Annotated in this window: 23 protein-coding genes, 1 pseudogene and 1 riboswitch; of the genes and pseudogenes, 11 read left to right on the plus strand and 13 right to left on the minus strand. The window is 73.3% G+C overall.

The features are described from left to right. Positions 1-331, plus strand: a 331-nt coding sequence (locus tag BM339_RS16120; RefSeq protein ID WP_143118447.1) for an integrase core domain-containing protein, incomplete at its 5' end; no start/stop codon positions are given. A gap of 10 nt (positions 332-341) precedes the next feature. Here BM339_RS16120 and BM339_RS16125 read toward each other — a convergent pair. Continuing rightward, the gene (locus tag BM339_RS16125; RefSeq protein ID WP_021596503.1) at positions 342-782 is read right to left on the minus strand and encodes a DUF3017 domain-containing protein; all 441 of its coding nucleotides are present in this window, start codon (positions 780-782) and stop codon (positions 342-344) included. 255 nt (positions 783-1,037) lie between these two features. Here BM339_RS16125 and BM339_RS16130 point away from each other — a divergent pair, with 255 nt between their 5' ends. Next, complete coding sequence (locus BM339_RS16130; RefSeq protein ID WP_412520545.1) at positions 1,038-1,751, plus strand: FHA domain-containing protein; 714 nt, start codon at positions 1,038-1,040, stop codon at positions 1,749-1,751. A 146-nt stretch (positions 1,752-1,897) separates the two neighbouring features. Here the strand turns inward: BM339_RS16130 and BM339_RS16135 are convergent, their stop codons facing one another. Further along, positions 1,898-2,746, minus strand: coding sequence for a bifunctional methylenetetrahydrofolate dehydrogenase/methenyltetrahydrofolate cyclohydrolase (locus BM339_RS16135; protein WP_075021371.1), 849 nt, complete (start codon positions 2,744-2,746; stop codon positions 1,898-1,900). Between the two features lie 63 nt (positions 2,747-2,809). Continuing rightward, positions 2,810-2,895, minus strand: a riboswitch (ZMP/ZTP riboswitch). 106 nt (positions 2,896-3,001) lie between these two features. Here BM339_RS16135 and BM339_RS16140 point away from each other — a divergent pair. Next, positions 3,002-3,595, plus strand: a complete 594-nt coding sequence (locus tag BM339_RS16140) for a GNAT family N-acetyltransferase (RefSeq protein ID WP_075021372.1) — start codon at positions 3,002-3,004, stop codon at positions 3,593-3,595. 10 nt (positions 3,596-3,605) lie between these two features. Here BM339_RS16140 and BM339_RS49870 read toward each other — a convergent pair whose 3' ends face one another. The 3 genes from BM339_RS49870 to purN form a co-directional block, all read right to left on the minus strand. Next, positions 3,606-3,782: a hypothetical protein gene (locus BM339_RS49870; RefSeq protein WP_021596499.1), complete on the minus strand. Its 177-nt coding sequence runs from the start codon at positions 3,780-3,782 to the stop codon at positions 3,606-3,608. Positions 3,783-4,103: 321 nt separating this feature from the next. Next, positions 4,104-5,684 (minus strand): bifunctional phosphoribosylaminoimidazolecarboxamide formyltransferase/IMP cyclohydrolase, encoded by a 1,581-nt coding sequence (purH, locus tag BM339_RS16145; RefSeq protein ID WP_075021373.1) that lies wholly within the window; start codon positions 5,682-5,684, stop codon positions 4,104-4,106. After that, a complete protein-coding gene (gene purN, locus BM339_RS16150) occupies positions 5,665-6,333 on the minus strand; it encodes a phosphoribosylglycinamide formyltransferase (RefSeq protein ID WP_083597664.1) in 669 nt (222 codons plus the stop codon). Before purN ends, purH begins: the two co-directional genes overlap by 20 nt. 101 nt (positions 6,334-6,434) lie before the next feature. On the opposite strand from purN, the gene BM339_RS16155 reads away from it, so the two are divergent. After that, entirely contained in the window at positions 6,435-6,908 is a 474-nt protein-coding gene (locus tag BM339_RS16155) for a hypothetical protein (RefSeq protein ID WP_075021374.1), read from the plus strand. On the opposite strand, the gene BM339_RS16160 is transcribed toward BM339_RS16155, so the two are convergent. From BM339_RS16160 to sucC, 3 genes are all read right to left on the minus strand, one after another. Continuing rightward, positions 6,905-8,695: a cell division protein PerM gene (locus tag BM339_RS16160; protein ID WP_256255370.1), complete on the minus strand. Its 1,791-nt coding sequence runs from the start codon at positions 8,693-8,695 to the stop codon at positions 6,905-6,907. The two genes, BM339_RS16155 and BM339_RS16160, sit on opposite strands and share 4 nt — an antisense overlap. 175 nt (positions 8,696-8,870) lie before the next feature. Further along, complete coding sequence (gene sucD, locus BM339_RS16165; RefSeq protein WP_075021375.1) at positions 8,871-9,758, minus strand: succinate--CoA ligase subunit alpha; 888 nt, start codon at positions 9,756-9,758, stop codon at positions 8,871-8,873. 2 nt (positions 9,759-9,760) lie between these two features. Beyond that, complete coding sequence (gene sucC, locus BM339_RS16170; protein WP_021600243.1) at positions 9,761-10,942, minus strand: ADP-forming succinate--CoA ligase subunit beta; 1,182 nt, start codon at positions 10,940-10,942, stop codon at positions 9,761-9,763. Positions 10,943-11,245: 303 nt separating this feature from the next. Between sucC and BM339_RS16175 the strand changes: the two genes are divergently transcribed. After that, positions 11,246-12,754: a glycoside hydrolase family 15 protein gene (locus BM339_RS16175; RefSeq protein ID WP_024935617.1), complete on the plus strand. Its 1,509-nt coding sequence runs from the start codon at positions 11,246-11,248 to the stop codon at positions 12,752-12,754. Positions 12,755-12,764: 10 nt separating this feature from the next. Here BM339_RS16175 and BM339_RS16180 read toward each other — a convergent pair whose 3' ends face one another. Continuing rightward, entirely contained in the window at positions 12,765-13,307 is a 543-nt protein-coding gene (locus BM339_RS16180; protein WP_021599625.1) for a GNAT family N-acetyltransferase, read from the minus strand. Between the two features lie 50 nt (positions 13,308-13,357). Between BM339_RS16180 and BM339_RS16185 the strand changes: the two genes are divergently transcribed. The 3 genes from BM339_RS16185 to BM339_RS16195 are packed head-to-tail and all read left to right on the plus strand — an operon-like array spanning position 13,358 to position 14,992. Then, positions 13,358-13,951, plus strand: coding sequence for a TetR/AcrR family transcriptional regulator (locus tag BM339_RS16185; RefSeq protein WP_143118448.1), 594 nt, complete (start codon positions 13,358-13,360; stop codon positions 13,949-13,951). 7 nt (positions 13,952-13,958) lie between these two features. After that, complete coding sequence (locus tag BM339_RS16190; protein WP_075021377.1) at positions 13,959-14,447, plus strand: PH domain-containing protein; 489 nt, start codon at positions 13,959-13,961, stop codon at positions 14,445-14,447. A gap of 44 nt (positions 14,448-14,491) precedes the next feature. Further along, on the plus strand, positions 14,492-14,992 hold the full coding sequence (locus BM339_RS16195; protein WP_021599622.1) for a MaoC family dehydratase: 501 nt from the start codon (positions 14,492-14,494) through the stop codon (positions 14,990-14,992). A 19-nt stretch (positions 14,993-15,011) separates the two neighbouring features. On the opposite strand, the gene BM339_RS16200 is transcribed toward BM339_RS16195, so the two are convergent. Continuing rightward, the gene (locus BM339_RS16200) at positions 15,012-16,202 is read right to left on the minus strand and encodes an MFS transporter (RefSeq protein ID WP_256255371.1); all 1,191 of its coding nucleotides are present in this window, start codon (positions 16,200-16,202) and stop codon (positions 15,012-15,014) included. A gap of 55 nt (positions 16,203-16,257) precedes the next feature. Between BM339_RS16200 and BM339_RS16205 the strand changes: the two genes are divergently transcribed. Beyond that, positions 16,258-17,019, plus strand: coding sequence for a helix-turn-helix transcriptional regulator (locus tag BM339_RS16205; protein WP_075021379.1), 762 nt, complete (start codon positions 16,258-16,260; stop codon positions 17,017-17,019). A gap of 11 nt (positions 17,020-17,030) precedes the next feature. Here BM339_RS16205 and BM339_RS16210 read toward each other — a convergent pair whose 3' ends face one another. After that, entirely contained in the window at positions 17,031-18,050 is a 1,020-nt protein-coding gene (locus BM339_RS16210) for a TerC family protein (protein WP_021597966.1), read from the minus strand. A gap of 139 nt (positions 18,051-18,189) precedes the next feature. On the opposite strand from BM339_RS16210, the pseudogene BM339_RS52950 reads away from it, so the two are divergent. Further along, positions 18,190-18,726 (plus strand): annotated as a pseudogene (locus BM339_RS52950) (DUF2238 domain-containing protein); the annotation flags it as partial. A 114-nt stretch (positions 18,727-18,840) separates the two neighbouring features. Here the strand turns inward: BM339_RS52950 and BM339_RS16215 are convergent. Together BM339_RS16215 and BM339_RS16220 are read right to left on the minus strand one after the other, a co-directional pair. Then, positions 18,841-19,203 (minus strand): DsrE family protein, encoded by a 363-nt coding sequence (locus BM339_RS16215; protein WP_075021380.1) that lies wholly within the window; start codon positions 19,201-19,203, stop codon positions 18,841-18,843. Between the two features lie 145 nt (positions 19,204-19,348). Then, on the minus strand, positions 19,349-20,008 hold the full coding sequence (locus BM339_RS16220) for a GIDE domain-containing protein (protein ID WP_021597962.1): 660 nt from the start codon (positions 20,006-20,008) through the stop codon (positions 19,349-19,351). A 110-nt stretch (positions 20,009-20,118) separates the two neighbouring features. Here BM339_RS16220 and BM339_RS16225 point away from each other — a divergent pair, with 110 nt between their 5' ends. Next, complete coding sequence (locus tag BM339_RS16225; protein WP_021597961.1) at positions 20,119-20,604, plus strand: heme-binding beta-barrel domain-containing protein; 486 nt, start codon at positions 20,119-20,121, stop codon at positions 20,602-20,604. The last annotated feature ends 289 nt before the right edge of the window (positions 20,605-20,893 follow it).

Here is a 20,893-nt window from a genome sequence, read left to right on the forward strand (position 1 = left end):
GACGTTCTTCGCCGCCCACGGCATCACCCGCATCCAGCGGGTCCTGACCGACAACGCCCGCAACTACCGAGTCTCGGCCGCCTTCCAGCAGGCCTGCACCGAACTGGGCGCCCGGCAGAAGTTCACCCGCCCCCGCTGCCCATGGACCAACGGCAAGGCCGAACGCCTCAACCGCACCCTGGCCACCGAATGGGCCTACCGACGCCCCTACACCAGCAACGACCAGCGCACACAAGCACTCGGACCCTGGCTGGAGCACTACAACACCGCACGCCCCCACTCAGCCCTGGGCGGCAAGCCGCCCATCACCCGACTGTCACCAAGATCATGACCGAGTACAGCTAGCCCGGCGGGCCGCCGCCCGGCCTGGCGGAGCGTCCGGCGATGAGCAACCGCACGCCGCGCGCCAGCGCCGTCAGCGCGATCAGCACGCCGAACGCGCCGGCGAGGACGAGCCCGGTCTTGTTCATCGGCGGGACGCTCAGGGACACGAACGCGACCATCTCGCCGAGGATCACGAGCGTCCAGCAGTCGACCGAGCGGCTCCGGACGGCGAGCGGGCCGAGCTGCGACTCGGGCAGCAGCAGCCGGGCGAGCGCGCCGATGAGCAGCGCGGCGGCCATCAGGCCGGAGCCCTTGCGGAAGTAGTTGAAGGCGCACAGCGTGAGCCCGGCACCGACGCCGCTGAGCACGAGGAGGTACGGCAGCTGGGCGAGCCAGTGCGGCGCGGCGCCTCTGCGGCGCGGCGCCCTGCGCCTGCGCCGGTGCACCTGGGTGCTCATGGCCCTCACGGTATAGGCAATCGGTCCGCCGGACGACATCGCGGGCGCGAGGGGCGCGGTGGAACGGTCCGGCTTGTCACCCGGGGCCGGGAATGAGGGTGGGACGGGTGGGGCCGCGGAGGGACCCGGGAGACCCGAATCCCTTGCGGCATCGGACCTACTCGTCAGTAGGAGGGTGTGACAGTACGGCGCCCGGGTAACCCGGCAGACAGGGGTCGCTAACTAGCTGGGAGGACTGCCGTGGAGGGGCCGTTCATGCGGATCGAGGACAGCGGGCTGGTGATGCCGCTGCGCCCCGACGTTACGACGGTCGGGAGAGGGAGAGGAGTCGACGTACGCCTCGACGACCCGAGTGTGTCCCGTTTGCACGCAGAGATCGTCCGACGCGGTCCGTACGTCTACGTGGTGGACATGGGCCTGTCCCGCAACGGGACGCGCGTCAACGGGCGGCCGATCGCCCGCCGAGTCCTGGAGGACGGCGACGTCGTGAGCTTCGGCACGGCGCGCTGCCGCTTGGGGGGAATCCCCCGTGAGGAGGTCGACCCGGACGTCGAACTGCGGCGCGCCGTCGCGCCCGAGCTCACCCGCCGCGAGGTCGACGTGCTGACCTCGCTGTGCCGGCCCGCCCTGTCCGACGAGGCGTTCGTGGCCCCCGCCACGGCACGCGACATCGCCGGCGAGCTGGTCGTCACCGAGGCGGCCGTCAAGCAGCACCTGCTGCGTCTCTACCAGAAGTTCCGCATCCCCGAGGGCGCCAACCGGCGCACGCGGCTCGCCAACGAGGTCATCGCGATGGGCCTCGTCCGGCCGCTGCCGCCGGTGCACGTGCCCCAGGGCCGCCCGCCGATGGACGGCCGGGTGTCCGGGGTGCGGACCACGGGCGAGACGCGCAGGCCCGGGGCGCCGGGCCACGCAGCACATGGGCCGGGACGTCCGGCGCACAGCACGGCCGGGCGGAGGGCCAGCTGATGTGAACCGCGGTCGCCCTCCGCGGCAGCGCACTTGCGAGGGCGATCGCCCAGACCCCCGTCCCGCGTACGTGACGGCGCGGCTCGGGGAGACGTGGGCGGAGGCCGCCACCCTGGTGCTGGGTGGCGGTCTCCGTACGTGTGCGGTCAGGCGGCCCGCTCGGCGGCCTCGACGACGTTGGCGAGCAGCATCGCGCGGGTCATCGGGCCGACGCCGCCGGGGTTGGGCGCGACCCAGCCGGCCACGTCGCGGACGTCGGCCGCGACGTCGCCGGCGAGCCTGCCGTCCACCCGGGACACGCCGACGTCGAGGACGGCGGCGCCGGGCTTGACCATGTCCGCGGTGATCAGGCCGGGGACGCCGGCGGCGGCCACGACGATGTCGGCCGCGCGGGTGTGCGCCGCGAGGTCGCGGGTCGCGGTGTGGCAGAGGGTGACGGTCGCGTTCTCGGAGCGGCGGGTCAGCAGCAGGCCGAGGGCGCGCCCGACGGTGATGCCGCGGCCGACGACGGTGACCTCAGCGCCCTTGATCGGGACGTCGAACCGGCGCAGCAGCTCGACGATGCCCTTCGGCGTGCAGGGCAGCGGGCCCGGCTGCATCAGCACGAGCCGGCCGAGGTTGACGGGGTGCAGGCCGTCGGCGTCCTTGGACGGGTCGATGCGCTCCAGCACGCGCTGCTCGTCGAGGCCCTTCGGGAGGGGCAGCTGGACGATGTAGCCGGTGCAGGCGGGGTCGGCGTTCAGCTCGGCGACGGCGCGTTCCACGTCGTCCTGGGTGGCGGTGGCGGGCAGGTCGCGGCGGATGCTCTCGATGCCGACCTCGGCGCAGTCGCGGTGCTTCATGTTGACGTAGGAGTGGCTGCCGGGGTCGTCGCCGACCAGCACCGTGCCGAGCCCGACCGACACGCCGCGGTCGCGCAGTGCCTCGACGCGGACCTTGAGGTCGGAGCGGATCTCGGCGGCCGTGGCCTTGCCGTCCAGAGTCTGTGCCGTCATGCGTACCTCCGCGTGGATCTCACCTGGACCGGGACCGGCTCGCAGCACGGCCGCGGCAGGGGCCCCGTCCACCCAGGCGCGCGGTGTCCGGACCGTCGTTCGCTCCCCGGTGGTGATCCACCTTGACCGCGCCAGTCGCGTTGGCCCTCCATGCTAACCGGCCGGCCGGCGGCGGCACGGTACCGCGGTGGCTTGTGGAAATCGGCGCCGAGTGGCCCTGCCGGATGCCGGCCGGCGGCTCCTAGCGTGGTCCGCATGAGCGACGAATGGTTCGAGCGGCCCGTGCTGACCGGGCGGTACGTGCGGTTGGAGCCGCTGTCGGACGAGCACGCCGAGGGCCTCTTCGCGGCGTCCGGGGACCCGGCCGTGTGGACGTGGCTGAGCGAGCGGCGGCCGACGACGGTCGCGCGGATGCGGGTGCTCGTCGGCAAGGCGCTCGCGGCGTGCGAGCGCGGCCTGCGCCTCCCCTGGGCCCAGATCGACGTCTCCACGGGGGAGGTCGCCGGGACGACGTCGTACTACGAGATCGTCCCGTCCCACCGCGGCCTGTGCATCGGCCACACCTGGCTCGGGTCGCGGTGGCACCGCACGGCGATCAACACCGAGGCGAAGCTGCTGCTGATGGGGCGCGCGTTCGACGACCTCGGCGCGATGCGGGTCGGGTGGCACACGCACGTCCGGAACGCGCGGTCGCGGGCGGCCATCGAGCGCCTCGGCGCGTCGTTCGAGGGCGTGCACCGCAAGCACCGGATCCTGGCGGACGGCTCGGTCCGCGACACGGCCGCCTACGCCATGACGGACGACGACTGGCCCGCCGCCGAGGCGCGCCTGCGCGCCCGGCTGCGCTGATCGCGGCGGGTCAGTCCTCGGAGCCCTGCCGCCAGGCGATGAGGCGGTCGGTGCCGTGCCAGCCCAGCTGCGCGGCCAGCACCGCGGCCAGGAAGGCGGCGACCAGCCCGATCACCTGCCGGGACTCCATGAGCAGCGAGTCGGCCCGGTACACGACGCCCAGCATGAGGGACACCACGACATCCATCCCGCCTCCATAACGGAACGCCCGCGCCAGGGTCAAGGGAGGATTACGGGGCGCGGTGCGCCCGAGGCTACCCGCCTCGCCACCGTGCCCCACCTCCCCCAAACCCCGAAAGACCGTGTTCCTCACCACACCGCCCCGCCAACCCCAGCCACCGCCGCAACCACGCGACAACCTCAATGGTTGCGATCGCGTCCGAAGGCAGGGGCGAGCGAAGCGAGACCCTGATCGCGCAGCGAGCCGCAAGGCGAGTCGAAGCGATGCCGGCGATCGCCCGAGTCTTTCGACGATGGAGGGCCGCCAGGCCCGAAGGAGGAGAAAGACTCAATGAAAGAAGTGCCTGACTCCCGTGAAGTAGAGGGTGATTCCGGCCTTCTCGGCGGCTTCGATGACCTTGCCGTCGTTGACGGAGCCGCCCGGTTGGACGATCGCCTTCACGCCCGCCTCGGTGAGCACCTCCAGGCCGTCCGGGAAGGGGAAGAAGGCGTCGGAGGCGCCCACCGCCGACGCCGCCCGCTCCGCGCCGGCCCGCGCGACGGCGAGCTTGGCGGAGTCGACCCGGTTGACCTGGCCCATGCCGACGCCGACGGTGGCGCCGTCGGCGGCCAGCAGGATCGCGTTGGACTTCACCGACCGGATCGCCCGCCACGCGAACGCCAGGTCGCGGAGGGCGGCCTCGTCCGCGGCCTCGCCGGCCTTGAGCTCCCAGGCGGCCGGGTCGTCGCCGGGCGCGTCCACGCGGTCGACGCCCTGCAGCAGGACGCCGCCGTCGATGCGCCGGTACTCGGCCGCGCCCGCCGGGGCGTCCGGGCAGACCAGCAGCCGGATGTTCTTGAACCGGTCCTTGAGGACGGTCACGGCCTCGTCCTCGAAGGACGGGGCCACCAGCACCTCGGCGAAGCTCTCGGTGACCTGCCGGGCCATCGCGGCGGTGACCGGGCGGTTCGCCGCGATCACGCCGCCGTACGCCGAGACGGGGTCGCAGGCGTGCGCCTTGCGGTGCGCCGCGGCGATGTCGGCGCCGACGGCGATGCCGCACGGGTTAGCGTGCTTGATGATCGCGACGCACGGCTCGGTGAAGTCGTAGGCGGCGCGGCGGGCGGCGTCGGTGTCGACGTAGTTGTTGTACGACATCTCCTTGCCGTACAGCTGCTCCGCCCCGGCCAAGCCGGGGCGGCCGTGAGGGGTCTCGCCCGGCGACCGGTACAGCGCGGCCCGCTGGTGCGGGTTCTCGCCGTACCGCAGGGTGTTCGACCGCTCCCAGGTGGCGCCGAGGAAGTCCGGCCACCGCGTCTCGGCGGCGGTCTCGTCGGGCGCGTAGGCGCTCGCGAACCAGGACGCGACGGCGACGTCGTAGGACGCCGTGTGGGCGAACGCGCGCGCGGCGAGGCGGCGGCGCTCGTCCAGGGTGAAGCCGCCCGCCTTCACGGCGGCGAGGACCGTCGCGTATGCGGACGGGTCGACGACGACGGAGACGCTCGCGTGGTTCTTCGCGGCGGCGCGGACCATCGTGGGCCCGCCGATGTCGATCTGCTCGACGCACTCGTCCGGCCCGGCGCCGGAGTCCACCGTGTCGGCGAACGGGTACAGGTTGGCGACGACCAGGTCGAACGGCTCAACGCCGAGGTCGTCGAGCTGCTGGAGGTGGTCGTCCTTGCGGCGGTCGGCGAGCAGGCCGGCGTGCACGCGGGGGTGCAGGGTCTTGACCCGCCCGTCCAGGCACTCGGGGAACCCGGTGAGCTTCTCCACCTTCATCACCGGCACCCCGGCGGCGGAGATCCGGCCCGCCGTGGACCCGGTCGAGACGATCTCCACACCCGCCTCGTGCAGGCCCCGGGCCAGCTCCTCCAGCCCGGACTTGTCGTACACGCTGATCAGCGCGCGCTTAATCGCCACCCGACTCACCGGCCGAGCTCCCCTCTTGATCGGACGAATCACCACAGGTCCTGCACTTCATCGAGACCCGCCTGCCGTGCGCGGTCCAGCCGTCGCGGGCGAGGCGTCCGACGACGTCGACGAGGAGGCGGCGCTCCACCCGCTTGATGCGCTCGTGCAGGGAGTCCTCGTCGTCATGCCAGCCCACGGGGACGGTCTCCTGGGCTATGACGGGTCCGGTGTCCACGCCTTCGTCGACGAAGTGAACCGTACAGCCCGTGACCTTGACCCCGTACGCCAGGGCGTCCCGTACGGGGTGGGCGCCGGGGAAGGACGGGAGCAGCGCGGGGTGGGTGTTGACCGTCCGGCCGCCGAACCGGGCGAGGAACCGGGGGCCGAGGATCTTCATGAAGCCGGCGGAGACGACCAGGTCTGGCTCGTAGGCGCCGACCGCCTCGGTGAGGGCGGCGTCCCAGTCGGAGCGAGACGGAAAATCGGGGACACGCAGGGTGAAAGTGGGCACACCGGAGCGTTCGGCGCGCTCGGTTCCCCCGATATCGGGACGGTCCGCACCCACGGCCACGACCTGCGCCCCGTAGGCTGGATCCGCGCACGCGTCGAGCAGCGCTTGTAGGTTGGTCCCCGCGCCGGAGACGAGGACGACGAGCCGGGCGGACACATGACTCCCCGGTGGACGTTGCTGGGACACCACGAAGCCTATCGGGCGAGCTCGGTGCCGCTTGATCCCAGTCGGACCCCACGGGCCAGGAGGAGACGAACGTGAGCGAGCAGCAGGGCCCGCCGGCCCCGCCCGAGGACCGCCCCGGCGGGCACCCGGCGGGTCAGCCGCCCGCGGGACCGCGGCAGGACGCCCGGCGCACCGGCTGGCGGGCCCTGTGGCTCGGCGGCATCGCGCTGCTGACCGCGGTCTTCTTCTACCCGCTCGGCCTGGTGCTGGGCGTCGCCGCGCTGGTCGTCGGCATCCGGGCCCGCCGCTTCGCGCGCCGCGCGCGGGACACCGCGCCCGGCGCCGTCCCCGGCATCGTGCTCGGCGCGATCGGGCTCGCGTTCTCGCTGATGTCGGTGTCGCTCACGGCGTTCCTGTGGTCGGAGCTGAGCGGCTACCAGAACTGCGTCAGCGCGTCGAACACGACCACCGACAAGCAGGCGTGCCGCGACGAGTACTACCCGAAGATCGAGAAGAAGCTCGGCCTGCCCGCGGGGAGCATGGACAAGTACGGCGACCTGCTCTAGCCGTCCTGGTCGGGGTCCTCCCGCAGGACGTAGATGGCGCCGCCGCGGTTCTCGGTGCGCCCCGGGTCCTCGCGCGGGGGCGGGACGGGCCGGGGCGGCTCCTCGGGCTCCGGCTCCGCGTGCTCGTCGACCACGTGCTCGTCCACGATCTGCTCGTCCACCACGTGGCCCTCCACGACGACCGTGCCGTCGCTCGGCGGCGGAGGCGGCGGCGGGGACGGTTCCGCGGCCAGGTCGGGCAGGGGGTCGGCACGGCGGCGGGCCCGGCGCGGCGCGAGGACGGGCTCGGCCTCCTCGAACTCCAGCCGTCCGGGCGCGTGCGGAGCCCTCGGCGGCGGCTCGGGCGCCGTCCCCGGCCGCGGGTCGTAGTCGCCGGGGATGGGCGCGGACAGCGGCATCGCCGGCTCCGGCGCGACCCGCGCCCGCTTCTTCGGTTTCGGTGCGGGCTTCGGTGCCCGTTTCTTGGAAGCCGGTTTCCCGGCGGCCCGCTTCTTCTTCCGGGTGTCGCGCTCCGGGCGGCGCAGCACCATCCAGTTCGCGACCCACGCCGCGATCGCCGCCGAGATGCCCACCTCCAGGGCGGCCAGCAGCCCGACCTGCCAGGCGGAGGGGCCCACGGTCGCCATCCGCCCGCCGCCGAGCGGCCCGCCGGACAGCGCGGTCAGCAGCGCCGCGACGGCCCCGGTCAGCGCGCCGGACACGAAGCCCCACAGCGGGGCGCCCTCCGACACCGGGCTCGGCAGCGACCGGATCGTGAGGACGCCGCCGACCGCGCCCGCGACGAACGGCGCGGCCAGCGCCAGCAGGGAGATCGCGGGGGCGGGACCGGGCTGGGGAAGCGCGGCGAGCGGCGGGAACGCGGGGACCGCGTCCAGGAACACCCCCGTCGGGGAGACGCTCGTCCCGGCGCCGACCGAGAAACCGGGCCCGACCGCGTAGGCCATCCCCCAGATCGCCGCGTTCGGCAGGAACGCCAGCTCGACCAGCAGCAGCAGGACGCCGCCGACGACACCGGGCGCGAGCATGTCGTAGAGGTCGGCGGCGTCCGACAGGTGCAGGGCGAGGGACGCGCCGACGAGGATCGCGCCCGACGCCAGCAGCACGCTCAGCGACCCCGCCACGCCGATCACGAGGGACCGCGGCCGTTCCGGCAGCAGCTTCAGCAGCGCGCCCAGCCCGGACCGGACCCGGCCCTCCCGCGCCTCGGCCGCCACGACCGCCCGCGCGGCGCCGAGCCCGCCCGCGACGGCGGCGACGAGGAAGCACCCGACGAGCGCCTGCCAGGCCGACGGCCGGACGGTCTCCGACGAGGCCGCGAGCGCCAGCAGCCCGGCCAGGCCGGCGTACGGCGCGGCCAGCGCGACCGCCACGTGCACGACCGCGATCCGCTGCCGGTGCTGGAGCCCGACCACCCGGATCATCCAGCCGCCGCCCCGGTGCAGCAGCACCCCCGGCAGGACGAGGACGCCCAGCGGCAGCAGCCCGAACCGCCCCTGCCCGTAGGAGAAGCCCGCGTGGTGGGAGACGAGCCAGAAGTTCACGGCGGTCCGGAACACCCCGGCCATGCCGTGCCCCAGCGCGGTCTTCGGCGCGGCGATCCACCCGATCAGCGTGATCGTGGTCAGCACGGCGAGCCCGATGCCGATGCACCACAGCGCCGCGACGAGCCCCGTCACGTACAGCGGCCTGGCCGCGGGGGCCGGGCGCTCTCGGCCGGAGTCCGCGCGCGGCGGCCCGCCCTTCGCCGGGTCCCGCTCCGCACGCCGCCCGGGGGTCTTGTCGCTCACGGGCTCCATGCTGGCACCGCCCCCGCCCCGCCGGGCCCCGCCCGGCCCGGCGTGTCGCCTTTGTCGTGCCGTCGTGCCGTCGTGCCGTCGTCCCGTCCCGCCGTCCCGCGGGCGCGCACGCGAGAAGACGCCCGGACCGCGCGGAGCGGCTCGGGCGTCTTCTCGGTACCGCCGGTCAGCGGTTCTTCATGATCTCCCGCATGAGGACGGCGGTCTCGCTCGGGGTCTTGCCGACGCGGACGCCGACCTTCTCCAGGGCCTCCTTCTTCGCCTGCGCGGTGCCGGCGGAGCCGGACACGATGGCGCCGGCGTGGCCCATGGTCTTGCCCTCGGGGGCGGTGAACCCGGCGACGTAGCCGACGACCGGCTTGGTCACGTTCTTCTCGATGTAGGCGGCGGCGCGCTCCTCGGCGTCGCCCCCGATCTCACCGATCATGACGATGCCGTCGGTGTCCGGGTCGTCCTGGAACGCCTGGAGGGCATCGACGTGGGTCGTCCCGATGACGGGGTCGCCGCCGATGCCGACGCAGGTGGAGAAGCCGATGTCGCGCAGCTCGTACATCATCTGGTAGGTCAGCGTGCCCGACTTGGACACCAGGCCGATGCGGCCGGGGGTGGTGATGTCGGCCGGGATGATGCCCGCGTTGGACTTGCCGGGGGACGCGATGCCGGGGCAGTTCGGCCCGATGATCCGCGTCTTGTTGCCGGCCTTCTCGGCGTAGGCCCAGAAGTAGGCGGTGTCGTGCACCGGGATGCCCTCGGTGATGACGACGCAGAGCGGGATCTCGGCGTCGACCGCCTCGACGACGGCGTCCTTGGTGAACTTCGGCGGGACGAACACGACGGAGACGTCCGCGCCGGTCTCGGCCATGGCCTCCTTGACGGTGCCGAACACCGGGAGGACGGTGCCGTCGAAGTCGACGGACTGGCCGGCCTTGCGGGCGTTCACGCCGCCGACGACCTGGGCGCCGGAGGCGAGCATCCGGCGGCCGTGCTTGGTGCCCTCGGAGCCCGTGATGCCCTGCACGATGATCTTGCTGTTCTCGGTGAGCCAGATCGCCATTGTCATGCACCTGCCGCTGCGAGTTCGGCGGCGCGCTTGGCCGCGTCGTCCATGGTGTCGACCTGCTGGACGCCGGGCAGCGCCGCGTCGTTGAGGATCGTGCGCCCGAGCTCGGCGTTGTTGCCGTCCAGCCGGACGACGAGCGGGCGGTCGACGGCCTCGCCGCGGTCGGCCAGCAGCTTGTAGGCCGCGACGATGCCGTTGGCGACGGCGTCGCACGCGGTGATGCCGCCGAAGACGTTGACGAAGACGGACTTGACGTCGGTGTCGGACAGGACGATCTCCAGCCCGTTCGCCATCACCTCGGCGGACGCCCCGCCGCCGATGTCGAGGAAGTTCGCCGGCTTCTGCCTGTCGAACTGCTCGCCCGCGTAGGCGACCACGTCGAGGGTGGACATGACCAGGCCGGCGCCGTTGCCGATGATGCCGACGCTGCCGTCCAGCTTGACGTAGTTGAGGTCCTTGGCCTTGGCCGCGGCCTCCAGGGGGTCGGCCGCGGCCTTGTCCTCCAGCTCCTCGTGGTCGTCCTGGCGGAAGGCGGCGTTGTCGTCCAGGGAGACCTTGCCGTCGAGCGCCTTCACCTGGCCGTCGGCGGTGAGGATCATCGGGTTCACCTCGACGAGGGAGGCGTCCTCGTCGGTGAACACGGCCCACAGCCGCTCGATGAGCTCGGCGGCGCCCTCGACCGCCTCCTGCGGCAGCCGGCCCTGCTCGGCGATCTCGCGGGCCTTGGCCCGGTCGACGCCGTCCAGCGGGGAGATCGGCACCATCGCCAGCCGGTCGTGCGGCACCTCCTCGATCTCCACGCCGCCCTCGACGGAGCAGATGGACAGGAAGGTGCGGTTCGCCCGGTCGAGCAGGAAGGAGAAGTAGTACTCCTGGGCGATCGCGCTGCCCTCCTCGATCAGGACCTTGTGGACCGTGTGGCCCTTGATGTCCATGCCGAGGATCCGGGTGGCGAGTTCCTGGGCCTCGTCGGCGGAGTCGGCCAGCTTCACGCCGCCGGCCTTGCCGCGGCCCCCGGTCTTCACCTGGGCCTTGACGACGACCTTCGAGCTTCCCGCGGCGAACAGCTCCGCCGCGATGGCCCGGGCTTCCTGGGGAGTATGGGCGACCTTGCCGGTGGGCACCGGTACCCCGTACTCGGCGAAGAGTTCCTTCGCCTGATGTTCGAACAGGTCCACGAGGCGTCCTTTTTACGGATCGACAGCCAAATGTGACCACACGAGTGGGGGTTACACGGGTGTCCGTGCGGCCGGCACTCTGCGGTCCGCTCCGTCGATGCAGCCTAGTCAACCAGTCTTCGTGGTGATGCCGCCGGGTCCATATGTCACCGAGAGTTCCCTCCCGCGGCGAGTACCGCGGGGCGTCAGGTGTGCTCATCCTCAAGGGAGGGCACGAGTGGCACGTGAGGAGGATGAACCAATTGACGTAGTTTGATGTACTTATTTCGGCCGGGCGGCTGATGCGGCAAAGGGGGCGAACGCATGGCGATGGCGGAAGAACGGGACACATCCCTCGCCGCACCCGTTCCCGCCACCCCGGTCCTGCCGGTCCCGCCGCCCCCGCGCCGCGGGCCCGCCCGGCGGCGGCCCGCCTCGCGCCGGCGGTCGCGCGTCCGCACGGTCCGCCGCACGGCGGCGATGCTCGTCGTGGCCGCGCTCGTCGCGACCGGCGGCGTCACCGTCCCCGAGCCGCCGGGGCCGGGCTGGGCGAGCCCGGGGCTCGTCGGCGGCGGCGGATGGCCCTTCGCCGGCGTCCCGCTCCCGCCCGACCAGGCCGACGGGGCGTCCTACCTGCCGGACAGCTCGGTGATCAAGCTCGCGGACGGGCGGATCCGGCTCATCCCGTCCGGCGGCGACACCCCGGTCACCGTGGGGGCGTCCGATCCGCGGGTGGCACGGGCCGTCCGGTCCGACAGCGCGTGGCTGGCCCAGGGAACGATCCCCGGCGGGCCGGACGGGAGCCACCGCGACATGGCGGCCCGCGCGCTCCTCGACCTGCGCCTCCTCACCCGCCCGAACGGGGCGTCCCTCGCGTCCTGGTACTCCAAGTGGCGGTACTGCTGGCCCCGCGACTCCGCGTTCACCGTCGCCGCGTTCACGGTGACGGGGCACACGTCCGAGGCGCGCCGCGTGCTGCGCTTCCTCGCCCGCGCCCAGAACGAGAACGGCATGTGGGCCGCGCGCTACAACGCCGACGGGACGGCGGTCGCGGACGGCCGCGCGCCGCAGCTCGACTCGCTCGGCTGGGTGCTGTGGGCCGCCTGGTTCTACCGCGTCCAGAGCAGGGACGCCGACGAGCTGCCCGCACTCTGGCCGATGGTGCAGCGCGCCGCCGACCATCTGGCGCGCTCGCTGGACGCCGAGGGGCTGCCGCCCGCGTCGTCCGACTACTGGGAACGCGACCACCGCCGCGAGCAGGACCCGCGGCGCCCCACGCTCGGCGTCGTCGGGCCCGCGCTGGCCGGGCTGCGCGCGGCCGCCGACCTCGCGGGGATGCGCGGCGAGGGCGGCAAGGCCGCCGAGTGGCGGCACGCGGCGCGGCGGGTGTCGGACGCGGTGGACCGGCAGTTCGCGCCCTACGGATACCCGCGCTCGCCCATCCCCGGCGGGCTGATGGACACCTCGGTGACCTTCCTCGCGCCCCCCTTCGCGCATCCCGACCCGGGCGTGACCGTCGCGATCGGGGACGCCGCGCGCAAGCAGGCGCTGCCGAACGGGGGCGTCCTGCCGGGCGAGCGCTGGTCCGGCGACCCGGACGTCGCCTGGACGCCGGAGACGGCGCTGTTCGGGCTGAACGCCGCCGCCTCGGGGCGGACCGGCGACGCGCTGAGCCGCCTCGCCTGGCTGTCCGCGCACCGCACGTCGCTGGGCGTCCTGCCGGAGAAGGTCGGCGTGACCGGCAAGCCGGCCGGTCCGGCGCCGCTCGGCTGGACGGCGTCGCTCGTCCTGCTCAGCCTGTCGGCGCTGGAGCGCCCGCTCCCCATCCCCTAGCCGCGCCCGGTCAGCCCGCCCACTCCTCGGCGAGGACGGCCCACACCTGGACGTCGCGGCGCTCGCCGTCCAGCACGAACGCCTGCCGGTGGACGCCCTCGCAGGTCATGCCCAGCCGCTTCGCCACCGCGGCGCTCGCGGTGTTGCGCGGGTCGCAGAGCCACTCGACGCGGTGCATCCCCCGCGTGCCGACCGCCCAGTCGATCATGACGCGGACGGCCTCGGTGATCAGGCCGCGGCCCCGCGCCTCCGCCGCGAGCCAGACACCGGCCTCGCAGACGCCCTGCGCGGCGTCGAACGTCCGGAAGACCGTCCCGCCCTGGAGGACGCCGTCCACCCAGATGCCGTACATGCGGCCCGTGTCCTCGGCCTGCCTGTCGGCGTAGGACTGGAGCACCTTCCGGGCCGACTCCTCGTCCACCACCGTCCGCGCCCACGGGATGTACTGCTCGATGTCCGCGCGGACCCTGTCCGCGTGCGCGGCGAACTCGGCGGCCTGCCAGGGCTCGAACGGGCGCAGTTCGGCACCGTCGGCGAGCGTGCGGGCGAACATGGGGGCCTCCAGGGGGTACGTGCCAAACGTTTGTTATGTACTCTACGGGAATGCCCGCCCGAGGTGACCACGACGCCCGCCGCCGGGACGTGTCCGAGGCCGTCTGGCGCGTCCTCGCCGCCCGCGGCTTCGGCGGCCTGACCCTGCGCGCCGTCGCCGCCGAGATGGGCGCCTCGACGGGCCTGCTCACGCACTACTTCCCGAACAAGAGGGCCCTGGTCGCGCACGCCCTCGACCTCGCCGACGAACGCACCGCGAACCGTCCCCTCCGCGAGGCCCCGCCCGGCCTGCGCTCCCTGCGCGCCGCCCTGCTCGACGTCCTGCCGCTCACCCCCGCGGCGGCGGACATGAACCGGATCTGGGTCGGCTCGTGGGACGTCGCCCTCGCCGACCCCGGCCTCGGCGAACGCCAGCGGCTCCGCTACCGGAACTGGCGCGCCCGGCTCCGCCCGCACGCGGCCGCCGCGGCCGCCCGGGGCGAGCTGCCCGCCTCGGCCGACGTGGACGCCGTCGTCGCGGCGGCCGCCGCGTTCGCGCACGGCCTGGTCGTCCACGCCCTCCTGGACCCCGGCGCGTACCCCCCGGACCGCCAGACCGCGATGCTGGACGTCTTCCTCGCGTCCCTCGCCCGGCCGGGCCCATAATGCCCCGATGATCGAATCGCGCACGCTGCGCTGCCCCCGCCATCTCGGCATGTTCCTCGCCGGAGCCGCCGTCGCCGCGCTCTTCGGCGTCGTGGCGATCGACAAGGCCCGCGGCGGCGCCGGCCTCCCGGCCTATGCCGCCGGAGCCGTGTGCTTCCTCCTCGCGCTCGGGGCCCTCCCGATGCTGCGCACGCGCATGATCCTCCGCAGCGACGCCCTCACCCTGGTCTGGGGCTACGGCCGCCACCGCCTCGCCTGGACGGACATCGTCGAGATCTCCGCGGACGCCCACCACGGCGCCTGGATGCTCCACGTGCGGACCGAGGACCACGAGCGCGTGGCGGCCTTCTTCCCCGTCCGCCTGGCGGGGATGAAGGTGGACCAGGGCACCCACCTGCAGGAGCCCTCCGGCGACACCCCCTACGGGCTCTACAAGCTCCACGCCGAGCTCTGGGAGGAATGGCGGCGCCACGTCCCCGCCCCCGCGCCCGGCTGAGGCCCGCCCGGTGGAGCGATCCGCCGCTGGGCCATCCTGGTGCCATGACGATCAGCACGCGCCCCCTCGGTGACGACTTCGGCTCCCCCATCGACGACCGCTACTTCGAGGACTACACCGCCGGCGCCGTCTACGAGTACGGCCACGTCACCCTGGACGAGGCGGAGATCATCGAGTTCGCCCGCCGGTTCGACCCGCAGCCCATCCACGTCGACCCGGACTTCGCCGCGTCCGGCCCCTTCAAGGGGATCATCGCGAGCGGCTGGCACAGCGGCTCGATCATGATGCGGCTGTTCGCCGACCACTTCCTGTCCCGCGTCGCGAGCCTCGCCTCCCCCGGCGTGGACGAGCTGCGCTGGCCCGCGCCGGTCCGTCCCGGCGACTCGCTGCGCCTCCGCGTGGCCGTGCTGGAGGCGCGCCCGTCCCGCTCCAAGCCGGACCGCGGCATCGTCCGCACCCGGGCCGAACTCCTCAACCAGGACGACCAGGTCGTCCTGCACACCCTCCCGATGAACCTGCTGCGCCGCCGCGACGCCGGCTCATGAGACACGCCCTGGGCGCGGGTCACCGTCCCGGCGCCACGTCCTCCGCCGCCCGCGGCGCGGGCGCGGCGGGCGCCGGGAGGGCGGGTTCGGGGAGGGTGCGGATCAGCAGCCAGGCCAGGGCGGGCATCGCGATGAGCGGGGTCAGCGCCGTCCGCAGGGACGTCGCGTCCGCGACGCTCCCGAGGACCGGGCCGGCGAGCCCGCCGATACTGACGGTCAGCCCGAGCGTGACGCCGCTCGCGGTCCCGACCCGGGTGGGCAGGTAGTCCTGGCCGAGGGTGACCTGGAGGGAGAACGGGATGTAGAGCCCGGCCGAGGTCAGGGCGATGAACAGGTAGATCGCCGGGCCGGGGACGAACACGATGCCCGCGACGGCGACGGCCGTCACGAGGTACGACCTGCGCACGGCGGTGACCCGGTCCCAGCGGGCGGCCAGGGAGCCGCCCAGCACGGTGCCCACCGCGCCGCCGAGGTACAGCACGAACAGGGCCGCGGTGCCCGCGGCCATGCCGCCTCCCGTGCGCTGCCGCGCGTAGAACGAGATGAACGTGGCCATCCCCATGAACACGACGGATCGGCAGACCACGGCCAGCGACAGCTTCACGAAAGATCTCCTGTCGTCCACGCCTTGCTCGGCGGAGGGGCCGGAGCCACCGGGCGTGCTCGTCTCCAGCGCGCGCAGGACGGGCAGGCACAGGACGCTGCCGACGAGGGCCGGGACGGCGAGGAACGGTGTGAACCGCAGGTCGTGCGGGGCGATCACGGCGGCGACCAGGAGCGGGGCCAGCGCGAATCCGACGTTGCCGCCGACCGAGAACCAGCTCATCGCCGTGTGGCTCGCCCCGCCGGCCTTGCGGGCGACCCGGGCCGACTCGGGGTGGTACGCGGCGACCCCGACCCCGGAGACCGCCACGAACACCAGCGTGAGCGCGTAGTCGCCGCCGAGACCGCTCAGCGCGATCCCGGCCCCGCCGAGGAACGTGCTCAGGGGCAGCAGCCAGGGCATCGGCCACCGGTCGGTGAGCGCGCCGAACAGGGGCTGCGCCACCGACGAGAGCAGCGACGCGGCGAGGACGATCCCGGAGGCGGCGGCGTAGGTGTAGTGGCGCTCGGCGACGAAGAACGGGACGAGCGCCGTCACGGACCCCTGGTAGACGTCCACGCAGGCGTGCCCGGCCGACAGGAGGAGGACCTGCTTTCGCGATGACACGCCGTTCATGCTCGCGCCGGGACGAAATGTCGGGCTTCCGATAATCTGCCAACCGATGCAGGAAATCCGCCACCAGCCGGCCGCCCCCACCCGCACCCGCTGGCTGGCCCCGGGGGCCGAGATCGACGCCCACCGGCACGACGACCACCACATCGCCTATGCCGGACGGGGCGTCGTGTCCGTCACCACCGACGCCGGGACGTGGGTGGCGCCCGCCAACCGCGCCATCTGGATCCCCGCCGGCGCCGCGCACGCCCACCAGGCCCACGGCGAGGTCGAGCTGCACCTGGTCGGCCTCCCCGCCACCGACAACCCCCTCCGCCTGGACGAGCCGTCCGTGCTCACCGTGGGCCCGCTGCTGCGGGAGCTGATCCTCGCCTACACCCGCGAGCCCGACCGCGCCGGCGACCCCGCGCGCGCACGGCTTCGCGCGGTGCTGCTCGACCGGCTGCGCACGTCGGCGCAGCAGCCCCTGCACCTGCCCGCTCCCACCGTCCCGCAGCTCACGGCGCTGTGCGGCATCCTGCACGCCGACCCCGCCGACAGGCGCACCCTGGCGGAGCTGGGGCGGGAGGTCGGCGCGAGCGACCGCACGCTGTCCCGGCTCTTCAGGGCCGACCTCGGCATGACGTTCCCGCAGTGGCGCACCCAGCTGCGCCTCCACCACGCGCTGGTCCTGCTCGCCGAGAACACGCCCGTGACCGCCGTGGCCCACCAGTGCGGCTGGTCGTCGGCCAGCGCGTTCATCGACGTCTTCCGCCGGGCCTTCGGGCACACCCCGGGCGCGCACGGGGCACCGGACGGCGCCGGCCCGTGACCGTCCGCCCGTCAGTGCTCGGCGGGCTGTTCCTCGCGGGTCTCCCTCTGGCGGCGCTTGCGGAGAGCGCCCGGCTTGGCCTTCTCCTCCGGGTGGTGCCGGACGCGAACCAGGCTGGCCCCGGTCGTGACCAGCAGGATCACCAGGATGGTGCCGAGCGAGAGCGGCGTCGGTATCTCGGGAACCGACGTGGTGACGTCCTCGTGCAGGAACTGCATGATCAGCTTCACGCCGATGAACGCGAGGATGACCGACAGGCCGATCGACAGGTAGACCAGGCGTTCCAGCAGGCCCTCGATGAGGAAGTAGAGGGCGCGCAGGCCGAGCAGGGCGAACGCGTTCGCGGTGAAGACGAGGAACGGCTCCTTCGTCACGCCGAAGACGGCCGGGATGGAGTCCAGCGCGAAGAGGATGTCGGTGCTGCCGATGGCGATGAACACCAGGAGCAGCGGTGTCATGACGCGCTGCCCGTCCTCGTGGGCCAGCATCCGCCCGCCGTGGAAGTCCTGGCTCACCGGGAGGATCTTGCGCGCCCGGCGGACGAGGAAGGTGTCCTCCACGTCGGGCTCCTCGTTGCGGTGCCGGATCAGCTGCACGGCCGTCCAGATGAGGATCAGCCCGAACAGCAGGAAGGTGAAGGAGAACAGGCTGATCGCGGCGGCGCCGACCGCGATGAGGACGGCCCGCAGGACGAGCGCGGCGGCGATCCCGAACAGCAGCGCCTTCTGCTGGAACTCCTGGGGCACCGCGAACCGCGCCATGATGATCACGAAGACGAAGAGGTTGTCGACCGACAGGCTCTTCTCGACGATCCAGCCGGAGAAGTACTCGGTGCCCGCCGTCGACCCGCCGAGGACCCACACGGCGAGGCCGAACAGCAGCGCGGCGGCGATGTAGAACACCGACCAGAAGGTGGCCTCGCGGATCCCGACCGCGTGCGGCCGCCGGACCGCGACCAGCAGGTCGAAGACGAACAGCATGGTGATCAGCGCGATCGTCGCGACCCAGGCCCATGCGGGTATGTCGACCATCCGGGGGCTCCCACGTCGGAACGAGTGTCGGCTGATCTATATCCGTTCTGGGCGCCGTCATCCGCACTCAGGCTCACTCAGGCGAATCTGAGTATTCGCGCCCATGCGGCGGCACCCCGCCCGCGGCGAGGCTGCGGGCATGGAAACCACCCGCTGGCGCCCGTTCGCCCTCGCAGCCAAGGCGGCGCTCGCCGCGCTCCTCGCACTCGTCGTCGTGTTCCCGGAATGGGACCGGTTCGCGGACAAGGCCATGGGCGTCCGCGTCGCCGCCTACCCCGCGGCCGTCATGCTCGTCACGCTCGTCTGGGCGCTGCGCGGGCGGGGCCGGCCCTTCCCGTGGGACGTCGACCTCCTCGTGACGCTGCCCTTCCTCGTGGACGTCGCCGGGAACGCCGCCGACCTCTACGACACCGTCGGCTGGTTCGACGACGCCTGCCACTTCGGGAACTGGGCCCTGCTCAGCGCCGCCGCCGGCGTCGCCCTGCGCCGCCGGGGCGGCCCGCCCGCCTGGACGCTGGCCCTGACCTGCGCCGGACTGGGCGCCGCCGCGGCGATCCTCTGGGAGTTCTTCGAGTACGGCGTCTTCATCCTCGACACCCCCGAGGCCGTCACGATCTACCGGGACACCATCGGGGACCTCATGCTCGGCCTGGCCGGCTCCGTGGTCGGCGGCCTCGCCGTCGCCCGCACCGGGGGTCGCGGGGGCCTGCCGCCGGCACGTCCGCTCCCTGCCGGGCGGCGGCCGGGCCTCAGCCTGGACACCACGGTCCACCTGCGGCTGCTGCCCGGGTCAGTACACCAGGGCCTGGACGTCGTCCGTGGTGATCTCCTCGACGAAGGTCGGGGCGCCGGCGATGCGGACGCCCGGCAGGACGTCGTCCGGGCCGATCTCGCGGCGGGCCGCGCACTGGGTGCAGAGGGTGACGCGCCCCGCGGAGAGGACGACGGCGAGAAGGTCGTCCAGCGGAGTGGCGTGCGGCAGTGAGAACTCCTTCGCCCGCCCCGGCAGCGCGAACCAGGCCGACTCGCCGGTCAGCCACAGCGAGACCGGCACGCCGCTCGCGGCGGCGGCCGCCGCCACCGTGAACGCCTGGTTGCAGCGCTCCGGGGCGTCGGCGCCCGCCGTCACCTTGATCACCAGTGGTCGGGCCATAGTCGCACTCTAGTCCCGGGATACCGCGTAGCATCCTGCGCGTGGGCGGAATGGTGAACGCGGCGATCCTCATCGCCGTGCTCGGACTCATGGCGGTGGCCGCCGTGCTCCTCGTCATCCGCCTGAGCCGCCTGAAATAGGGGATTCAGTCCAGATGGTCGAGGGCGACGATCAGGGCGGAGGCCAGGACCAGGCACGCGCCGCCGCCGTACCCGATCCCCATGAACATCACGGCCCGCCGCCCGAACTCGCGGCGCGTCCGCGTGGTGATGCTGTACTGGCCGGTCTTCTCGTCCTTGCCGATCGACCCGCCCGTCGCGGTGCCGAGGATGTAGAGCGGCCGCCCGGCCGGCAGGATCCACTCCTCGTAGCGGTACTCGGAGACCTCCTCGGTCGTCAGGCCCGGCAGGGACCCGTGCTCGGGACGGCGCTCGTCCATCGTCCGGACGGCCCCGTCGACGGCCGCCGTCCCCGGGTCGACGGTGAAGCGCCCGGACTCGTCCTGGAGCGGGAACGGCGCCGCCGACTTCTCGTCCATGAAGACCCGCTTGCCGCTCCGGGTCTTCGCCGTGGCGCGGACGCGGTACCAGGCGCACGGCGTCCCGGAGAACGGCGCCGGCTGGACGGCCTGGGCCGTCCCGCTCACCTGGCAGGGCACGCCGCCGGGCAGCCCCGCCACCCCCGCGCAACTCGTCGCGACGGCGCGGCGCAGGCTGCGGAAGCGCAGCCGCCAGACCCAGCCGGCGGCCAGCAGCACCGCGGCGAGGATCAGCAGGAAGACGATCGCCGGGGAGAGATCGGACACGGTCCAATGATCGGGACGGGGACGGCGCACGGACAGGGACGGCGGTCCCTCTCAAGCCGGGCCGGCGGCCGGGACGCGCCGGGCCGCGGTCGCCGCTACGCTCGGTGTCCATGGATCCTGAGCTGCACCCGGACCTAGAGCCCCTGGCGTTCCTCCTCGGCACCTGGGAGGGCGCCGGGGTGGGCGGCTACCCCACGATCGAGTCGTTCAACTTCGGCCAGGAGATCTCCTTCACCCACGTCGGCAAGCCCTTCCTCATCTATTCGAGCCGGACCTGGATGATCGAGGAGGACGGCACCCTCGGCCGTCCGCTCGCCGTGGAGACGGGGTACTGGCGGCCGCAGCCCGGCCACCAGGTCGAGGTGACGCTGGCCCACCCGACCGGGATCGTCGAGATCTACGTCGGGAACGCGGCGTTCAACCGGGTGGAGCTGCGGACCGACGTCGTCGCGCGCACGGAGTCGGCCAAGGAGGTCACCGGCGGCCACCGCCTGTACGGGCTGATCGGGGAGGACCTCGGCTGGGCCTACGACATGGCGGCGATGGGCCAGAAACTCCAGTCGCACCTGTCGGCGCAGCTCAAGAAGGTCTCCTGAACTCCCCCGGAAATGAACGGTCCCCGGACCTTCCCGCCGGGAGGCGGGGCGACGGACAGGACGGGTCCATCGGTCCGGGGACCGGGTAACTGCCTGGGATTCGCCGGTCACCGTCGCGACCGGTTGCCACCGCCGGGGGCGGCGGCGCCGAGGCGGAACGGCGACTAGCGGACAGCCACCTCGCGAGTCCTAGAATCAACCATTTCTTGGACCACCTCCTTTCGCGCGTACCCCGAACGTATGCGAGCGCCGTCCGGTGGGGCAAGCGAGTTTTCCGACGGCTGAAACG

The organism is Actinomadura madurae, from assembly GCF_900115095.1.
Taxonomy (GTDB): Bacteria; Actinomycetota; Actinomycetes; order Streptosporangiales; family Streptosporangiaceae; genus Spirillospora; species Spirillospora madurae.